The organism is Nocardia sp. NPDC049526 (assembly GCF_044465765.1).
Taxonomy (GTDB): domain Bacteria; phylum Actinomycetota; class Actinomycetes; order Mycobacteriales; family Mycobacteriaceae; genus Nocardia.
The window spans coordinates 398,536-416,029 of record NZ_JBITMA010000009.1 but is presented as its reverse complement, the minus strand read 5'-3'; the positions used below and the strand labels follow the sequence as shown (position 1 = coordinate 416,029).

Here is a 17,494-nt window from a genome sequence, read left to right as displayed (position 1 = left end):
GGAGACCTGCCATGTCCATCATCGAATTCGATACGCGCGCAACCGATGTGCGAGTGCTCGAAAGCCTCTCCGCCGACGAGATCACCATGGTGCGTGCCATCGTCGCCGATACGGGCTCGCTCACGGCGACCGGCCGATTCGTCTACGTCGGACTGGACGAACCAGATAAGGCGCAGGTGCTGGCCTACCAGGCCGGAACCGGGCCCGCACCGGAACGGTTGGTGCGAGTGCTGCTGTTGGATCTCGCATCCGGCGCGGCTCGCGATGTCTCGGTGTCGTTGACCGCGCGTGTGATCCGCGCGGATAGGCCGATCGACGGTACGCGGGGCCAAGTACCGATCCTCGAGGAGGAGTTCGCGGCGGTCGGGACGGTGCTCGCCGATAACGAGCGCTGGTGCGCCGCTTTGCGGCAGCGGGGCGTCGATCCGGAGTCCGTCGTCTGTGTGCCGCTGTCCGCCGGACACTACGATATTCCGAATGAGCAGGGGCGGCGCATAATTCGCGTATTCGCCTTCCGACAGGATCATCCGCAGGATCACCCGTGGGCGCATCCGGTCGACGGCCTGTGCGCCTACGTCGACATCATCGCCCGCGAGTTGGTCGATCTGATCGATTTCCGGACCTTCGATGTGCCCGCGGAACCGGGCAACTTCCAGGACCCGGCGCAGGCCGGTCCGCCGCTGGAAGGGTTGCGTCCCATCGAAATCAGCCAGCCGCAGGGACCCAGCTTCACCGTCGATGGTGATCGGATCGAATGGGCCAACTGGCGACTGAGTATCGGATTCGATGCGCGCGAGGGATTGATCCTGCGGCAGTTGGCATTCCGGGACGCCGAGCGATACCGGCCCGTGCTCTACCGGGCTTCCATCGCGGAAATGGTGGTGCCCTATGCCGATCCGTCCCCGAATCGCTACTGGCAGAACTACTTCGACACCGGTGAATATCTATTCGGCCGATTCGCCAACTCGTTGCGCCTCGGCTGCGACTGTCTCGGCGAAATCCACTACTTCGACGCCACTCTCAGCGACGAGCTCGGCATGCCACGCACCATCGAGAACGCAATATGCATGCACGAGGAGGATTACGGCACGCTCTGGAAGCACACCGATCTGTTCACCGGAGTCAGTGAGGTTCGGCGGCAGCGTCGCCTGGTCATCAGCTTCTTCACCACGGTCGGAAACTACGACTACGGGTTCTACTGGTACCTCTACCTGGACGGCACCATCGAATGCGAGGCCAAGCTGACCGGCGTCGCGTTCACTGCGGCCTACCCGCCCGAAGGTTCGCCCTACCAAAGCGAAGTCGCGCCCGGTCTCGGGCTGCCGTATCACCAGCACCTGTTCAGCGCGCGTTTGGACATGATGGTCGATGGTCTGGCAAATGCGGTGGACGAGGTGCAGGTGCAACGGGTGCCGGTCGGCGAGACGAACCCGTTCGGCAATGCGTTCACCGCGAAATCCACCCGTATCACCAGCGAATCCGAGGGGGCGCGCGACGCCGATGCCTCCGTCGGTCGGGTATGGCACATCGTCAATACCGAAAAGACCAACCGCATGGGTGCACCGACCGCCTACGTCCTGTACCCGGAGCAAACACCCACGCTGCTCGCCGACGCGTCCTCCTCGATCGCGGCCCGCGCGGCCTATACAACCAAACAACTCTGGGTGACCCGCTACGCCCCCGAGGAGCGTTACCCCGCCGGTGATCTCGTCAATCAGAATCCGGGCGGTGACGGCCTACCCGCCTACATGGCCGCGAACCGATCCCTCGACGGCACCGACATCGTGGTCTGGCACACCTTCGGACTCACGCACTTTCCCCGCACCGAGGATTGGCCTGTCATGCCCACCGACTATTGTGGATTCACCCTGAAGCCCTATGGGTTCTTCGCCGCCAACCCGGTCATGAATGTCCCGGCGACAACCAGTGACCACTGTGGTCCCGCGCACGAATCCCATTGCCATGGCGACTGATTCACCCCGCAGGCGGTCCGGGATCAGCATCGCGGGCCGCCTGCTGGCGGTCTGCGGCATCGCCACCTCGGGTTTGCACATTGCCGGTGTCGCCGCGAACGGGTTGCTGCACGGCATGGTCGCGCTCATCATGGCGCTGGTCTGTCTGCGCTGTGTTCCGGCCCTCTGGATTCGCCCGTGCACCAAGGTTTTCGGTCTGACGGCACTGCTGAACCTGGTGCTGGTAGCGGTGCATTTCTCGATGTCGACGTCGGTCGGGCACAGACATCACGGCGGTATCGCACCCTCGAACGGCCCACTCGACCCGCTGCAAGCCGTTACGCTCGGCGCTGCCGTATTCGAAGCCCTCCTCGCCACCTCCATCGTCTTCGCCATGACGCATGGGTCGGTCATTCGCGAGGGTCACCGAATCGGAGTCACCGACTAATCATCGCCGAGGCCGCGGATCGGAGGCGATCACCGAGGGGCTGCTGAACGCGCTCGCGGCCACTCCGAAGGGCGAGGTGGCCGATCTGCGGGAGGGTTACGCCTATCCGGTGCCGATCGAGATCATCACCGAAATGATGGGTGTGCCCGAGACTAGATCGTTATCGGGGTGCCGCACAGCGGCACCCCGACTCGATCGATCCGAGTAGCTGCGGCAACGGTCATATTCGACCGTCGCCGCACGACGGGCGTTATGAGATCGTCGGTTGTTCCTCGGTTGGTATCGGGGTGACGGCACCGTGGACAACTCCGACGGCCGCGCCGGCGGCGGCGCCGGCCGCGGCGGCCGGGATGGCGATCACCGCGTAGCCGATGGCCGCGCCGATGATGGGGACGACGACCAAGCCCGCCGGGAGGAATGGGATCCCGGCGATGAGACCTGCGGCCGCGCCGACGACGGCACTGGTGGCGGCTAGCGGGCTCGCCAGGGTGGAGCCCACTGACGCGCCTACGACCGCGTCACCTACGACAGCACTGGCGATTTGGTCGGAACGAGCGCGTTCGACGCCCACCGACTGAAGGCCTTGGGACAGTGCGCCTTCGGTAGCCGTGGAGCCGCCGTTGATCTGGTCGGCCAGTTCGGGCGGCAGAAAGTCCGGGCGATCGACCTGGATATTGCCGATGCGGATGCGATTGGTGACAACGGGCGCCTGCGGGACTTGGTCCGGCTGTGCCGCGTTCGGAATGTCCGGCACCGTGGCGTCCGGCTCGGCCACCGGTGCGGTGGCGTCGCGCAGCGGCAAGGTCGCGAAGGCGGCGGGGTCGTCGACCGGAGCCGATGGATCGGCGATGAGCGCCAGTCCGTACGGAGTCTCCGAGAGCGTCGCGGTGCCGAGTGGTTGCGACTCGGCGCTAGCGGGTGTGGTGCTGATCAGGGCGGCGGACAGGGGAAGCGCACTGGCCAAAACCAGTGCGGCTGTCCGTCGACGGATGAGACGAACCGGATGTGTGGGTCGATGTTTACCCATGGATTACCTCATTCCGAACATCGATGATTACTTACCTACATTCGGAACCGCCCGCCTTTCGGATGAACCCATTTTTGTCGAGCCGATTCGGCCCGGTGCGGACGCCCCGCACCGGGCCGAATCGACTCGGATCAGGCCACGGCGACCAAGCGGGCCGCGTTGGCCGACTCGTCGTCAGTGGCCTTGTTGGCCGCGAGTTCGGCCTCGACTCGCTCGCGGTAGCGGGTGATTTCGCGATCCGTGGTCGCCGCGTCCCAGCCGAGTCGCGCGCCCATGAGGAAGGCCACCGCGGGTGCGGCGGTCAGGCCGCGGTCGGCGGTTTCGATCGAGATGCGGGTGCGTCGGGTGAGAACATCGTCGAGATGCAGTGCGCCCTCATGGGTCACCGCGTAGACGATCTCGGCACCGAGGTACTCACCGGCACCGGGGAGCGGCTCGGCCAACTCCGGTTCGGCCGCGATCAGATCGAACAGCTCGGCGACGCCCGAACCATAGCGACCGAGCAGGTGCTCGACAGTAGCGACGGGCAGACCGGCCCGCTGCGCGACGCTGTTCACATCGGCGGCCAGTTCCTGGTAGCCGACTGCACCGAGCAGCGGCAGATGTTCGGTCACCGACGGTGCGGCCGCGCGACCGAGCCCCTCGACGGCCGCGTCCACCACATCGGCCGCCATCACGCGGTAGGTGGTGTACTTACCGCCCGCGATCACGAACAGACCCGGAACCGGTTCCGCGACAGCGTGTTCCCGCGAGAGCGTCGCGGTATCGGCGGACGTGCCCGACAGCAGCGGGCGCAGACCCGCGTAGGTGCCGACAATATCGTTGCGGGTCAACGGCTCTCGCAGCACCGCGTTCGTGTGATCGAGGATGTACTGCACATCGGCATCGCTGGCCACCGGATGGTTCTTGTCCAGCGCCCAATCGGTATCGGTGGTGCCGATGATCCAGTGCCGGGCCCACGGGATCACGAACAGCACACTCTTCTCGGTCCGCATGATCAGACCGGTATCCAGGTCGAGCCGCTCGCGCGGGACCAGGATGTGCACGCCCTTCGACATGCGCACGTGGAAAGGGAATTCCACGTCGGTCATCTTGTTCATCTCGTCGGTCCAGACGCCGGTCGCGCTGATCACCCGGCGGGCACGCACGGTGTATTCGCGACCGGTCTCCACATCGGTGACGTGCGCGCCGATCACCCGCTCGCCGTCGCGCAACAGTCCGGTGACCTTGGTGCGGGTGAGTACCGTCGCGCCGTGCTGGGCGGCGGTGCGGGCGATGGTCATGGTGTGGCGCGCGTCGTCGACCTGTGCGTCGAAGTAGCGGATCGCGCCGATCATCGCGTCGTCGCGCAGTGCGGGCGCCAATTCCATTGCGCGCGTGTGCGACAGGTGCCGGTGCATGGGCAGCGCCCTGGCCCCGCCGATGGTGTCGTACAGCGCGACGCCCGCGCCGATGTAGGCGCGCTCCCAGACCCGGTGCTGCAGCGGCAGCAGGAACGACACCGGGCGCACCAGATGCGGGGCGAGCCGGTGCAGCAGCAGGCCGCGCTCCTTCAAAGCCTCGCGCACCAGCCAGAAGTCGAGCTGCTCCAGATAGCGCAGGCCGCCGTGGATGAGCTTGCTGGACCGGCTCGACGTGCCCGCCGCGAAATCCCTTGCCTCGACCAGGGTTACGGTCAGGCCGCGGGCGGCGGCATCGAGGGCGGCACCGGCGCCGACTACGCCGCCGCCGATAACCAGTACGTCGATTTCATTGTCGCCCAATGTGTGCAATGCATTGGCGCGGTAGTTCGAGTCCAAACGTGCGGACACGGTATGTCTCCTTGTTTCGGTGCTACTGCGTCTTCGAGATGGGGTGGTCAGTCGTCGACGTCGATCCAGTCGAGCGTGCGCGAGACCGCCTTCTGCCAACGTGCGTAACCGCGTTCGCGCTGCTCCGCGGTCCAAGTGGGGGTCCAGCGCTTGTCCTCGTGCCAGTTGTGTACGAGTTCGTCGGTGTCGCTCCAGAATCCGACTGCCAGCCCGGCCGCATAGGCCGCGCCGAGTGCGGTGGTCTCCGCGACCACCGGCCGCGAGACCGGCACATCGAGGAAGTCGGCCTGCAACTGCATGCACAGTTCGTTGGCCGTGACGCCACCGTCCACGCGCAAAGTGTCCAATCGCACACCGGAATCGGCCTCCATGGCCTCGACGACATCACGGGTCTGATAGCAGATCGATTCCAGCGTGGCCCGTGCGAGATGGGCATTGGTGCTGTACCGCGACAGCCCGACGATCACACCGCGCGCGTCCGATCGCCAATACGGTGCGAACAGGCCGGAGAATGCGGGCACGAAGTACACCCCGCCGTTGTCCTCGGCCTGCCGCGCCAGCGATTCGCTTTGTGCCGCACCGGAAATGATGCCGAGCTGATCGCGCAACCACTGCACGGCCGAGCCGGTGACCGCGATCGAACCCTCCAGCGCGTACACCGGCTTCTCGGCGCCGAACTGGTAGGCGATGGTGGTGAGCAACCCGTGCTGGGAGCGCACGAGTTCGGTTCCGGTATTGAGCAGCAGGAAGTTTCCGGTGCCGTAGGTGTTCTTGGCCTCGCCGGGGCGGAAGCACACCTGACCGACGGTGGCCGCCTGCTGATCGCCGAGCACACCCGCCAGCGGCACCTCGCCGCCGAACGGTCCGTCGGCGCGGGTCCTGCCGAATAGTTCCGGATTCGACGAGGGCGCGATGGCGGGCAGCATGGCGCGCGGAATTCCGAAGAGGGACAACAGTTCGTCGTCCCAGTCGCAGGTCTCCAGATCCATCAGCATGGTGCGGCTGGCATTGGTCGGATCGGTGACGTGCACGCCGCCGTCGATGCCGCCGGTGAGATTCCACAGCAGCCAGGTGTCGGTGGTGCCGAAGACGGCCTCGCCCCTGTCCGCATCGGCGGCGACGCCGGGCACATTTTCCAGGATCCAGCGCAGCTTGCCGCCGGAGAAGTAGGTGGCGGGCGGCAAACCCGCTTTGCGGCGGATGATTTCGCCGTGGCCGGCGCGTTCCAACTCGGCCGCGATCTTGTCGGTGCGGGTGTCCTGCCAGACGATGGCGTTGCAATACGGCCGCCCGGTCCGGCGATTCCACACCACGGTGGTTTCGCGCTGATTTGTCACACCGACCGCGGCCAGATCGCTCGCGACGAGATTCGCCTTGTTCAGGGTGGACACGATGACCGAACGGGTGCGCTCCCAGATCTCGGTCGGGTTGTGCTCCACCCACCCGGCGCGCGGCAGGATCTGCTCGTGCTCGAGCTGGTGCCGGGCGATCTCGTTGCCACCGTGGTCGAACACCATGAAACGGGTGCTCGTGGTGCCCTGATCGATGGCGCCGACGTACGAGTCGAAGTTCACCGTTGAGCCTCCGTCTGCAAAGACTGCCGCGGTTGCGGCCGTTGGGGCCGACGCTACGACCGGATTGCCGAAACGGACATAGCGTGCGTTCGACAATGCCGAACGGTTGCGATCGCCATCGCCGAGCGACCTCACTACTGTCCAGCGACCGTGAAGGTCGCTATGGTGCAGGTCACATCGCGTTGTGTGGGTGTTGGTGGTCCGTCGGTGCGTGTTCGACATTGTCGAATCGGCGGGATAGGTTTCGGCGTATGCCCGGTCCGATCCAATCGATCGAACGAGCGGCGGCCGTCCTACAGCTGCTCGCTCGGGGTTCCGGCCGCCTCGGGGTCGGCGAAATCGCGGGTGCGCTCGGGCTGGCCAAGCCGACCGCGCACGGCATCCTGCGCACATTGCAGGGCGTGGGATTCGTCGAACAGGATCAGGCCAGTGGCAAGTATCAGCTCGGCGCGGCCGTACTGCATCTCGGGACAAGTTATCTCGACAACAACGAACTGCGCTCGCGGGCGATCAACTGGGCCGATGCCCTGGCCGCGCGGACAGGGGAGTCGGTGCGAATCGGTGCCGCGGCGGACGAAAGCGTGCTGGTCGTGCACCACGTCTTCCGGCCGGACAACTCCGAACAGGCGCTCGAGGTCGGCGAATTGCTACCGGCGCATGCGACCGCGCTCGGCAAGGTGCTGCTCGCCTATGACGCCGAGCTGGCCGTCGCTGTTCGCGGTGGTGAATTGGCGCCGCTCACACGGCGCACCATTGTCGATCGGGCGGCGCTCACCCGGGCGCTTGCCGCGGTCCGGCAGGCCGGATGGGCCGGGGAGACCGAGGAATTCCGGTCCGGGGTGGCCGGTATAGCCGCGCCGATCCGGACACACGGTGGACTCGTGGTCGGTGCGATCGGGATCAGCGGCCCGGTCGACCGGCTCTGCGATCCGCAACTGCGGCACCGGCCGACGCTGGTCGGGCACGTCCGTGATGCCGCGCATGCGGTATCGCGGGATCTCGGTGCCGGACAATGAGTTTCGTACGTCATGTGGCACCAATTCTCATCCGACAGGAAGTAGCCGATGGTGCAACGCTATGTGCTGGCGATCGATCAGGGCACCACCTCCACCAGGTGCATCCTGTTCGATCAGCGCGCACGCCTGGTCGGCGTCGCGCAGCGTGAACATCAGCAGCACTATCCGCGGCCCGGCTGGGTCGAACAGGATGCGCTGGAGATCTGGCGCAATGTCGAGCGGATCGTGCCGCACGCGCTGCGGGATTCCGGTATCGCGGCGGAACAGGTTGTGGCCCTTGGCATCGCGAACCAGCGCGAGACCACAGTGGTGTGGGATCGCCATACCGGTGTGCCGATCCGGCGGGCGGTCGTCTGGCAGGACGTGCGCACCGATGAACTGGTGCGCGAATTCGAGAGCAGGCCTGGTGCGGAACGAATTCGCGAACTGTGTGGTCTGCCGCTGGCCGGCTATTTCGCCGCGCCGCGGCTGCGCTGGCTGTTGGATACCATTCCCGGACTGCGAGATCGGGCCGAGCGCGGGGAAGTGCTGTTCGGCACCATGGAGACCTGGCTGATCTGGAATCTCACCGGTGGACCGGACGGCGGTGTGCATCGCACCGATGTCACCAATGCCAGTCGCACGCTGTTGATGAATATCGCCTCGCTCGCCTGGGATCGAGAACTGTTGGAGTTCTTCGGAATTCCGGCCGCGATGCTGCCGAGCATTCAGCCGTCGACCGCATCCTATGGGACGACCAGCCGAGTGGTGCCAGGCATCCGGATCGCCGCCGCGCTCGGCGACCAGCACGCCGCACTGTTCGGCCAAACCTGTTTCGCCCGTGGGGAAACCAAATGCACCTACGGCACGGGCGGCTTCCTGATGATGAATACCGGACGTGAGCTGGTGCAGTCCTCGCACGGTCTGCTCACCACCATCGGCTATCAGATCGAGCCCGAACCGGTATACGCGTTGGAGGGGCCGATCGCGGTCACCGGCTCGCTGGTGCAGTGGGTGCGCGACAACATCGGTCTGGTGTCGAGTGCACCCGAGATCGAAACCCTCGCTCGCACAGTCGAAGACAATGGCGGCTGCTATATCGTGCCCGCGTTCTCCGGCCTGTATGCGCCGCATTGGCGCAGTGACGCAAGGGGTCTCGTCATCGGCCTGACCTCATACATCAACAAGGGCCACCTCGCCCGCGCCGTCCTGGAGGCGACCGCATGGCAGACCCGCGAAGTCGTCGACGCCATGAACGCCGACTCCGGTCTCCAGGCCCGCACCCTACGCGTCGACGGCGGTATGACCTCCGACAACCTGCTCATGCAGATCGTCGCCGACGTCCTCGACATCCCTGTCATGCGCCCCTTCGTAGCCGAAACCGTCTCTCTCGGAGCCGCTTACGCCGCCGGTCTGGCCGTCGGCTACTGGCCCGACCTCGAAGGACTGCGCAGCAACTGGCGCCTGGCCGGACAATGGATCCCCCAAATGGACCCCACCCACCGCGCAGACGAGTACGACAACTGGAAACGTGCCGTAGCCCTGACCTTCGGCTGGTCTCGCTCGAAGCGCGCGCCGGGTCCCGCCCGCTGAATTGCAGGTCTCGCAGCGCGCCGTCCTCATGCAGAATGAACAGCATGGCGGGGAATTCGAAAAAGCCGCGCCCAAGGTGTGGGTGGCCATCGGGGCTCATCGGTGACGGAGAGGATCCAGATGATCGTGTCACGCGTTGTCGGCGTTGTGGTTGCCTTGCTCCTCGGTACCGTGCTGGTCGGGGGACCGGCGCAGGCGGCGCCGAATGCGTGTGCGGTGGGCAATCCATTGCAGCCCACTGCGGAACTGTTCGCGACCGACAACACGGCGACGATCACCGATCCGGATGACCAGCGGTTGCGGAATGGGTTGGCGGCGTTCGAACTTCAGGTCGACGGGATCGCGCTCGGGAATGTCGGGCTGCCGGTGGGGTCCACCTTGGTCAGTGGGGTGTTCTGGTCGGATGAGCGGCAGCATGCGACCTATGAGCGTTCGCGCGAATTCCATCTCGCCTGTGTCGATGCCGCCGATTTGCATCGCATCGGCGATCAGGTGCGGACTCGATTCGCTCAGGAGTCGGTGCTGACCTTCCGCCACCTGCCGAATACCGCGTCGGAGGTCGACGCCTTCACGGTCGAGGTCGCCGGTGTCGATGTGCGCCGGTTCCGTGACGCGCTCGTCGCCGATCGAGAGGCGCGCGAGCATCTGGTCGGCGGGTCCGTCACCGAATCCGGCAGTCTCATCCTGGTCGCCGACCTCGCGGATTTCACGCTGACCCAGCGATTCGTCACCAGCATCGGAGGCACGTGGAATCCGGATACCGTCCACTACGGTGACCGCGAATTCGTGGGCTGACGTGTCACGTTCGGCGAAAACCTGAATCGCGCTTTAGACTTCGCCGGTGCTAGCTTCCCTGCGAACGGCGGTCCTCGGACTGATCACCGCGGTAATCGCGATGGCCGTCGGACTGACGCCGGTGGCCGTCGCGGAGCCGGTTGATCCGGCGCTGTGCGGCACGCCACTGTCGACGGACGAACTGGACACCATCGCGCGACTCTCCGATACCAGCACGCTGACCGGAGATCCGTTGCAGCGCTTGGAGACCGCGGTGGCGCGCCACCACGAGATCACCGATATCCTGGTCGCGCACCGGGATCGGCGCGGGCTGTTTTCGCTCGGGCTCGACGGTGTGGAGCAGTCGGCGGTAATGCCGTTGCAGCGCGATCCCGGCGCGTTCGTGGATCCGGAGTACGCGCATGCGATCAGCCTGGAATTGCTGCGGCGGTTCCTGGTCAATGTGCACGCGGCCTTCACCGGCGCGCCGGTCGAGCCGCACTGGGCGCGGTATTTCGAGCTCGCTCGCCGGTGTGAGGTATCGCCCGCCCGCGTCGCCATGGCGGGCTACAACGCGCATTTGAGCGTGGATCTCACGCATTCCGTAGCGACGGTTGCGAGTAAGCCGGAGAACGCGCCCGACTACTTCAAGATCGTCGACGCGATCGCCGCCTCCGGTCAGGTGATCATCGATCGGACCAAGGAGATCTATAACGGCGATCTCGGTCCGCTGTGGCGGTTCTATTTCGTCGGCGAGGGTCTGGACCTGCTGCTCGGTGCGGGCGTGGCGACCGGTCCGCTGCTGCGGGCCGCCGATCTCGGATACAACGTGGTGATCTACGGCAATGGCCTGGCGCTGGCGGATCCCGGACTGCACGACGCGACCGCGGCGGAGATCCGGCTGCTCAGCGATTCCGTCGAAACGGCATTGGATGTGTTGACACTGCTCAGGGGGCTGTGAGACGCCTAGTCTGTACAGGTTCGATCGGGTACGGCAGGGAGTCGCGGTGGGCATATCACTCGTCAAGGGGCAGAACGGCCCGCTCGCGGCGTCGAATGTGGTTGTCTCGGTGCGATCCATCGCCCCGGCCGATGTCTCGGCATTATTGGTGACCGAAGCGGGCCGCGTTCGCACCGACGCCGATTTCGTCTTCTTCAATCAGCCGCATGCGTCCGGCGTCGAGTTGCGGCCGGGAACGCCTGCGGCGCTGGTCGTTTCCACGGCCCATATCCCTGCCGATATCGCCCAGATACGTGTTGTAATCACTTTGGACGAATCTGGGGCAACTTTCGGGCAATTCGCGCCGCCGATTGCCACCGTTGCCGACGGACCAGGAAATGCGCTCTACGAGTATGTAATCGATGGACTCGACAGCGAGTCCGTCGTCATCGCACTGGAATTGTATCGGCGTAATTCCGAGTGGAAGGTCCGCGCGGTCGGGCAGGGTTATGCGGGCGGGTTCGCCGCGCTGGTCACCGATCACGGGGTAAGCGTCGACGACGAGCCCGCGCCGGTCACTCCTCCCGCCACTCCGGAGGTTCGCACCGTCCCCGGTGAAGCCGCACTCTCCTTCGAGAAGCGCGCCGAACTCGACCTGCGCAAACGCGAAGTCGCCAAGGTCCTGATCAACAAGAACGCCTTCGGAATTCGCGCCCGCGTCATCCTGGTCATCGACAAAACCCTCAGCATGAGCAGGCAATACAGCAAACAGGTCGTGCACCGCGTTGTGCAGCGGATGATCCCGGTGGCGACCCAACTCGACGAGGACGGCACGCTGGAGGCCTACCTCTACGCGCTGTCCTTCGCGAAACTGCCCGATATCACCGTCGAGCACGGCGAGGCATGGGCTCAGACCTTCTTGCACCTCACCGGCACTCACCAGGGCATCGACTACGCCAGGATCGGCGGTCGCAATGACGAACTGCCGATCATGCGCGACATCATCGCCTCGCTGCGGCCCGGAGATGCGCCGACCCTGGTGCTGTTCTTCACCGACGGCGGCTTCGCGAAGAAGCGCGAGATCGCCGCGCTCATGCGCGATGCGTCCCGACTGCCGGCCTTCTGGCAGTTCGTCGGCCTCGGCCGGGCCAACTACGGTCTGCTGCGCACCCTCGACGAAATGCCGGATCGAGTCGTGGACAACGCGGGCTTCTTCGCCCTCGACGACATAGACCTTGTGGACGACGCGCAGTTGTATGCCAGGTTGCTGGGCGAATTCCCGGACTGGCTGCGTGCGGCCGGCCGAGCGGGGATCCTGCGCTGAATCGTGCCGGTCCGCAGTCGAAGTCGCGGACTCAGCCGATGACGGCGTTCATGATGGTGCCCGCACTGGTGGCGATGACACCGCCGATCATGGCTCCGGCCACCATCTTCGGGGATTCCAGACCGCCGCCGCTCCACTTCTCCCAGGCGAAGCGACCACCTGCGTAGATGATGGCGCAAATGCCGGCGAGCAGCACGAACCAGGTGAAGTAGCGGACCAGTTGAAGAATCTTGTCGGACACCGGAGGGGCCTCGGGGGTGGGATTGCCGATCTGCGCCCAAGTGTCGTAAACGGTGGCCAGGATCATCTCGTGTTGCTCATTCTGGATGCGGGACAGGGGGTTAACGAGCTCTCCGAGCGATGGTATCGGTTTCTAGGCGACCGTGCAGTCACGATGCCTGCACGGTTGCGAGACCACTCGTTGTGCGGATCATGGAAAGGGCGTGATAGTCGAGGAGTAGACGATGAACATCTATCTGATGTCGATCGGCGATGCCTATGCGACGTTGGCGCAGATCCAGAATCCGACGCCGCAAGCTCCGCCGCTATCGGACAAGCTGCTGCAGATGGTGCGCTATCTGACCTGGTTTGCCCTGCTGTCCGGAATAATCAGCATCATCTATGCGGGCGGCCGGTTCGCCTGGGAGAAATGGAACGGCGGTGCGATGCAATCGCCGAAGATGGTGGCGGGAGCCATGATCGGCGGTGTCGTTGCCACCAGTGCGGGTACGATTATGAATTCGATTCTCGGCACCGGCTGACCCCGAAAACCCGGCCGCATCGCCGCTTGCCCGAATTACGGCAAATATGTGGCTATACTCCGGCTGATCTCTCTCGAAGTTGTCCGACCTGATCGGGAAAGTAGGGAGAAGGCATGAGTATGTCGCGGCGATCAATGCTGCTGGCCGGTGCCGTTACGGGCGCGGGCCTGGTCGCGTGCGGCAAATCGACGGATTCCGATAATGTGGCGAGTTCCGGCAGTGTGCCGCCGAGTGATCCGCGTTCGATCGCGACCGACGCCTATATCTATGGATATCCGCTGGTGCTGATGGATGTCACGCTGCAGTCGAATACCGCCGCCGTACCCGCCAATCGGATCTGGGCCGTCAGCCCGGTGGATCCCGGGATGAATACGGTGGTCATGCCGAATATCGACACCCTTTATGCCACAGCCTGGCTCGACGTTGGTGCCGAACCGGTGGTGCTGCAGGTTCCGCCGATGGACGGCGACCGGTACTGGCTCATGCAGATCATGGACGCCTGGACCAATACCACCCACAATCCCAGCAGTGTCGCACCACGGGTGCGCGCCGGTCAGGACCCGCCGTACGGCTACGTGATCACCGGCCCCAATTGGTCCGGTGCGCTGCCGGATAACCTGACCAGGTTGGCGATGCCCACCGCGACCGCTTGGCTGATCGGTCGCATCGAGCTGCGCGGTCAGGACGATTTCGACGCCGCCGAGAGCGTGCAGCAGCAGGTGCTGCTCGCACCGTTGAGCGCCTGGTTGCGCGGTGAACGGCCGACCCCGGTGATCAATCCCGTTACGACCGCCCCGATCGCACCCCCGCAGCAGGTTGCGCGGATGGACGGGCGCACCTTCTTCGACCGGCTCTGCACACTCATGCTCACCAACCCGCCCGCCCGCGACGATGCTCCCGCGCTGCAGCGGTTTTCGAAGATCGGCATCCGGCCGGGCGGCACGCTGGACGGTGCGCCGGTCGCCGATCTCAACGCCGCGGTGGCGGCGGGCCAGATGCGCATCCCGGACTACGCCAATCCCAAAGCCAGACGTGAGAACGGCTGGGGTTTCGCGACGAACCTCGGCGCCTACGGCACCGATTACTCACTGCGTGCCTCGACTGCGTGGACCGCACTCGGTGCGAATCTGCCGGAAGACACCGTCTATCCGGAGATCAGCGCGAATGCGGGGGAGCAGGGTGCGCCGCGCTCGTACCGGCTGCATTTCCCCGCTGGCCAGACTCCGCCCGCGCGGGCCTTCTGGTCGCTGACCGCCTACACCGCGGAGCGCTTTCTGGTGCCGAACCCGGCGGGCATCTTCTCGGTCGGTCATCAGCGTCCCGTCGTACCGCTGGCCGACGGCTCGCTGGAACTCGCCATCCAGGCGGCGGACCCGGGAAGTGATGTGCCATCCGGCAATTGGTTGCCGATACCGGAGACCGGCACCTTCCGGCTCGCGCTTCGCCTGTATGTGCCCGAGGAGCGGGCGCTCAACGGCCGCTGGCAACCGCCGAGTCTGGACCGAGTCGGATGAAGGAGATGTATGGACGTCTCGCGCAGAACCGCACTCGGGCTCGCCGTGACTGGTGTCGGACTGGCCGCCTGTGGGAAATCCTCGGACAACACGCCGTCGAGTTCGACCGTGGCATCCGATGAGGCGCGCGACATCGCCAAGGATGCCTACGTCTTCGGGTATCCGCTGGTGCTGATGGACCTCACCAGGGCTGCGGCCGAGGCGGTAACCCCGGTCAATACCTTCCAGCACGCCGGGGCGCTGCCGACACCGGAGCGCCGCGATGTGGTGCGGCTGAATCTGGACACCCTGTATTCGGCCGCATGGCTCGATGTCTCGGCCGAGCCGGTCGTCTTGCAGGTACCCGCAATGGATCCGGGCCGCTTCTGGCTGATGCAGTTGCTCGATGCCTGGACGAATACCGTGCACAATCCCAGTAGCGTTCGGCCACAGGTGAATTCGGGCGGCCCGCCGTTCACCTATCTCGTCACCGGACCGAAGTGGTCGGGAGCCGTGCCCGAGGACATGACCCAGCTGTCGGTACCGACGCCGACGATGTGGTTGCTCGGTCGCATCCAGGTCAACGGACCCGACGATATTCCGGCCGTCACGGCGCTACAGGAGCAGCTGAAACTCGCACCGCTCAGCGCATGGGCGGCGGGCCGGCCGCCACCATCGGCCCCGACACCGAAGGGTACGACCGCGGTGCCGCCGCCGAAGCAGGTGCTCGAGATGGATGCGGCGACCTTCTTCGAGCGGATGTGCGCGGTGCTGGCGGTGAATCCGCCGCGCCCCGAGGACGAACCGGCCATGAAACGCTTCGCCACCATCGGGATTCGCCCCGGCGGCAGCGTCCAGGGCATTTCCGACGAGGATCTGACCGCCGCGGCCGACGATGCGAAGAAGGAAATTCCGGCCTACGCCGACCCCAATACGGTGAACGAGAACGGATGGCGCTTCAATCCGAAGGTCGGTGCCTACGGCACCGACTATTCGCTGCGGGCCAATACCGCGTGGGTCGGCCTGGGCGCCAACCTGGCTGAGGACGCGATCTACCCGACCATGTTCGGCAATGCGGACTTCAGCGGCGCACCCGGAAAGTTCCGCCTGCACTTCCCGCCCGGCCGACTTCCACCGGTCGATGCCTTCTGGTCGCTGACCGCCTATGACGCGGACAGCTACCTGGTGCCGAATACCGCGAATATCTATGCGATCGGACATCAGGTGCCGGTGGTCCCCGATTCGGACGGTTCGGTCGAACTCGCTGTGCAGCACGAGGATCCGGGTACGAGCGTACCGGCCGGCAATTGGCTGCCCATCCCGGCGTCGGGGCAGTTCTCACTGACCATGCGGCTGTACGCGCCGAAAGACATTGCCATCGACGGGCATTGGCAGCCGCCCGTCCTGACTGTAGTGCGATAGGAGACGAGAAACTATGGGCCGCTTGGCTTTCCCGATCTCGGTCGCCGCCGCCGTGGTGCTGGTGTTCGCCGCGCCCGTTGCCGCCGCCGAGGTGGGTGACGAGGACGGCGTGCCGTCGCGAACCGCATTCTCCTTCCGTTCGGTGCTGCCGGGCGTCCAGTGGGGCACCAGCAACGAACACGAGATGCGCACCGGATTGTCACTGGTCAAGCTCTATATGGTCGACTACGCACTGCATCGAGGCGACGGGTCGGCGACGGATATGGCGTTGGCGGAGCGGATGATCCGCTATTCCGACGACTCCGCGGCCGACGAACTCGGTGCGAAGTATCCGCAGGCGATCGACGCCATTGCCGCGGAGTACGGCCTGACCGCTACCAAATCGGGCCCGGCCTGGGGCATGTCGTACACCAGCACCGCGGATGTGGCCAACTTCCTGGCGACCAAGAAGCGAACCGAACCCTGGTCGCCGATCTTCGGCTGGATGGCCGCGGCGGGCGAACAGGCTGCCGACGGCACCGCACAGGACTGGGGGACCGCGCGGTTGCCCGGCGTCGAGGGCAGCAAGTGGGGCTGGTCCGACAGCGGGCCGCTGGAGGTGGCCTCGGCATCGTTCGGCGAGAGCTTCGCGGTCGCGGCGCATACTCGTGGCACACCCGAGGATCAGACGGCCGATGTCAGCGCCACCGTGCCGTTCTTGCTACTGGCTCTGGTCGCGCGCATGACGGGATAGGCGGCGGTCAGTTCTCGCCGTCCCAGGTCCAGTGCGGCACCTCGCGGATCGGGTGCAGTTCGTCGTCGGACTCGGCATGCGAATTCTGTTGTGCCACTTGGGCACCGAATTCGGCATGCTCGCGTACCGCGGCACGGAAGGCGGGATCGTCGAATAACCCCGCCTCCTCGAACGCCTCCAGATACAGCTGGGCGAAGCGCTCACGCTGTTCGTCGGTGATTTCGAGGCCGCGATGTACGGCGATGATGTAGTCGAAGCCGAGGTTGCGGGTGAAACGGTCCGGGCCGCCGAAGGATTCGGCGGTGAACCAGGTGAGATGGTCGACGTGCGTCGGGCGGCGTTCGGTGAACTGGGTTTTCAGCACCGGATCGGCGAGCACCTTGTCGTAGAAGGCTTCTTCGACGCGATGCAATGCCTCATCGCCACCGGCGTGCTCGTACAGGCTGGGCATGGGGGACCTCCGAATAGTGACCTGTTGGGTCCCATTAGAGGCTTGTCCGCTCGGTTGCGTGCACGGTTTCGCGTTAAGCGATCAAGGTCACTATTTATAGGTAATCGCTATTAATCGTAACTGATTGGACGGCTACCGCAGCTGAAGTTAACGGGGTTTACTAAACACTATTCACAAAACTCGGGTTGTGTGGTTT

Annotated in this window: 16 protein-coding genes; 11 read left to right on the top strand and 5 right to left on the bottom strand. The window is 65.2% G+C overall.

The features are described from left to right. Positions 1 to 11 precede the first annotated feature (11 nt). Both ACIBW7_RS28610 and ACIBW7_RS28605 read left to right on the top strand, forming a co-directional pair. The gene (locus ACIBW7_RS28610) at positions 12 to 1,973 is read left to right on the top strand and encodes a primary-amine oxidase (RefSeq protein ID WP_364476462.1); all 1,962 of its coding nucleotides are present in this window, start codon (positions 12 to 14) and stop codon (positions 1,971 to 1,973) included. Then, positions 1,963 to 2,400 (top strand): hypothetical protein, encoded by a 438-nt coding sequence (locus tag ACIBW7_RS28605; protein WP_397051506.1) that lies wholly within the window; start codon positions 1,963 to 1,965, stop codon positions 2,398 to 2,400. The genes ACIBW7_RS28610 and ACIBW7_RS28605 overlap by 11 nt, the downstream gene beginning before the upstream one ends. Before the next feature lie 250 nt (positions 2,401 to 2,650). Here ACIBW7_RS28605 and ACIBW7_RS28600 read toward each other — a convergent pair whose 3' ends face one another. From ACIBW7_RS28600 to glpK (ACIBW7_RS28590), 3 genes are all read right to left on the bottom strand, one after another. Beyond that, a complete protein-coding gene (locus ACIBW7_RS28600) occupies positions 2,651 to 3,427 on the bottom strand; it encodes a hypothetical protein (protein ID WP_397051504.1) in 777 nt (258 codons plus the stop codon). Between the two features lie 131 nt (positions 3,428 to 3,558). Continuing rightward, positions 3,559 to 5,238 carry a glycerol-3-phosphate dehydrogenase gene (gene glpD, locus ACIBW7_RS28595; protein WP_397051502.1) on the bottom strand — a complete coding sequence of 560 codons (1,680 nt, stop codon included), beginning with the start codon at positions 5,236 to 5,238 and terminating at the stop codon, positions 3,559 to 3,561. A gap of 47 nt (positions 5,239 to 5,285) precedes the next feature. Then, entirely contained in the window at positions 5,286 to 6,755 is a 1,470-nt protein-coding gene (glpK, locus tag ACIBW7_RS28590; RefSeq protein ID WP_397051678.1) for a glycerol kinase GlpK, read from the bottom strand. Positions 6,756 to 7,063: 308 nt separating this feature from the next. On the opposite strand from glpK (ACIBW7_RS28590), the gene ACIBW7_RS28585 reads away from it, so the two are divergent. The 5 genes from ACIBW7_RS28585 (at position 7,064) to ACIBW7_RS28565 (ending at position 12,438) form a co-directional block, all read left to right on the top strand. Then, on the top strand, positions 7,064 to 7,828 hold the full coding sequence (locus ACIBW7_RS28585) for an IclR family transcriptional regulator (RefSeq protein ID WP_397051500.1): 765 nt from the start codon (positions 7,064 to 7,066) through the stop codon (positions 7,826 to 7,828). Positions 7,829 to 7,876: 48 nt separating this feature from the next. After that, complete coding sequence (glpK, locus tag ACIBW7_RS28580; protein WP_397051498.1) at positions 7,877 to 9,400, top strand: glycerol kinase GlpK; 1,524 nt, start codon at positions 7,877 to 7,879, stop codon at positions 9,398 to 9,400. 120 nt (positions 9,401 to 9,520) lie between these two features. Then, positions 9,521 to 10,195 (top strand): hypothetical protein, encoded by a 675-nt coding sequence (locus ACIBW7_RS28575; protein ID WP_397051496.1) that lies wholly within the window; start codon positions 9,521 to 9,523, stop codon positions 10,193 to 10,195. Positions 10,196 to 10,295: 100 nt separating this feature from the next. Then, the gene (locus ACIBW7_RS28570; RefSeq protein ID WP_397051676.1) at positions 10,296 to 11,135 is read left to right on the top strand and encodes a DUF5995 family protein; all 840 of its coding nucleotides are present in this window, start codon (positions 10,296 to 10,298) and stop codon (positions 11,133 to 11,135) included. 46 nt (positions 11,136 to 11,181) lie between these two features. Beyond that, positions 11,182 to 12,438 (top strand): VWA domain-containing protein, encoded by a 1,257-nt coding sequence (locus tag ACIBW7_RS28565; RefSeq protein ID WP_397051494.1) that lies wholly within the window; start codon positions 11,182 to 11,184, stop codon positions 12,436 to 12,438. 31 nt (positions 12,439 to 12,469) lie between these two features. On the opposite strand, the gene ACIBW7_RS28560 is transcribed toward ACIBW7_RS28565, so the two are convergent. Next, a complete protein-coding gene (locus tag ACIBW7_RS28560; RefSeq protein ID WP_397051492.1) occupies positions 12,470 to 12,745 on the bottom strand; it encodes a hypothetical protein in 276 nt (91 codons plus the stop codon). Between the two features lie 157 nt (positions 12,746 to 12,902). On the opposite strand from ACIBW7_RS28560, the gene ACIBW7_RS28555 reads away from it, so the two are divergent. The 4 genes from ACIBW7_RS28555 (at position 12,903) to ACIBW7_RS28540 (ending at position 16,847) form a co-directional block, all read left to right on the top strand. Next, positions 12,903 to 13,199 carry a hypothetical protein gene (locus ACIBW7_RS28555; protein ID WP_397051490.1) on the top strand — a complete coding sequence of 99 codons (297 nt, stop codon included), beginning with the start codon at positions 12,903 to 12,905 and terminating at the stop codon, positions 13,197 to 13,199. 113 nt (positions 13,200 to 13,312) lie between these two features. After that, positions 13,313 to 14,713: a DUF1254 domain-containing protein gene (locus ACIBW7_RS28550; RefSeq protein WP_397051488.1), complete on the top strand. Its 1,401-nt coding sequence runs from the start codon at positions 13,313 to 13,315 to the stop codon at positions 14,711 to 14,713. Positions 14,714 to 14,722: 9 nt separating this feature from the next. Continuing rightward, complete coding sequence (locus ACIBW7_RS28545) at positions 14,723 to 16,114, top strand: DUF1254 domain-containing protein (RefSeq protein WP_397051486.1); 1,392 nt, start codon at positions 14,723 to 14,725, stop codon at positions 16,112 to 16,114. Between the two features lie 22 nt (positions 16,115 to 16,136). Continuing rightward, positions 16,137 to 16,847 carry a hypothetical protein gene (locus tag ACIBW7_RS28540; protein ID WP_397051484.1) on the top strand — a complete coding sequence of 237 codons (711 nt, stop codon included), beginning with the start codon at positions 16,137 to 16,139 and terminating at the stop codon, positions 16,845 to 16,847. A gap of 7 nt (positions 16,848 to 16,854) precedes the next feature. Here ACIBW7_RS28540 and ACIBW7_RS28535 read toward each other — a convergent pair whose 3' ends face one another. After that, entirely contained in the window at positions 16,855 to 17,298 is a 444-nt protein-coding gene (locus ACIBW7_RS28535; protein WP_397051482.1) for a group II truncated hemoglobin, read from the bottom strand. Positions 17,299 to 17,494: the final 196 nt, after the last annotated feature.

Coding starts and splice junctions, on each gene's coding strand:
- ACIBW7_RS28575 (WP_397051496.1), top strand. CDS start 9,521: ATGATCGTGTCACGCGTTGTCGGCGTTGTGGTTGCCTTGCTCCTCGGT.
- ACIBW7_RS28605 (WP_397051506.1), top strand. CDS start 1,963: ATGGCGACTGATTCACCCCGCAGGCGGTCCGGGATCAGCATCGCGGGC.
- ACIBW7_RS28550 (WP_397051488.1), top strand. CDS start 13,313: ATGAGTATGTCGCGGCGATCAATGCTGCTGGCCGGTGCCGTTACGGGC.
- ACIBW7_RS28600 (WP_397051504.1), bottom strand. CDS start 3,427: ATGGGTAAACATCGACCCACACATCCGGTTCGTCTCATCCGTCGACGG.
- glpK (WP_397051678.1), bottom strand. CDS start 6,755: ATGGTGTTCGACCACGGTGGCAACGAGATCGCCCGGCACCAGCTCGAG.
- ACIBW7_RS28570 (WP_397051676.1), top strand. CDS start 10,296: ATGGCCGTCGGACTGACGCCGGTGGCCGTCGCGGAGCCGGTTGATCCG.
- ACIBW7_RS28555 (WP_397051490.1), top strand. CDS start 12,903: ATGAACATCTATCTGATGTCGATCGGCGATGCCTATGCGACGTTGGCG.
- ACIBW7_RS28585 (WP_397051500.1), top strand. CDS start 7,064: ATGCCCGGTCCGATCCAATCGATCGAACGAGCGGCGGCCGTCCTACAG.
- ACIBW7_RS28610 (WP_364476462.1), top strand. CDS start 12: ATGTCCATCATCGAATTCGATACGCGCGCAACCGATGTGCGAGTGCTC.
- ACIBW7_RS28545 (WP_397051486.1), top strand. CDS start 14,723: ATGGACGTCTCGCGCAGAACCGCACTCGGGCTCGCCGTGACTGGTGTC.
- glpK (WP_397051498.1), top strand. CDS start 7,877: ATGGTGCAACGCTATGTGCTGGCGATCGATCAGGGCACCACCTCCACC.
- ACIBW7_RS28535 (WP_397051482.1), bottom strand. CDS start 17,298: ATGCCCAGCCTGTACGAGCACGCCGGTGGCGATGAGGCATTGCATCGC.
- ACIBW7_RS28560 (WP_397051492.1), bottom strand. CDS start 12,745: ATGATCCTGGCCACCGTTTACGACACTTGGGCGCAGATCGGCAATCCC.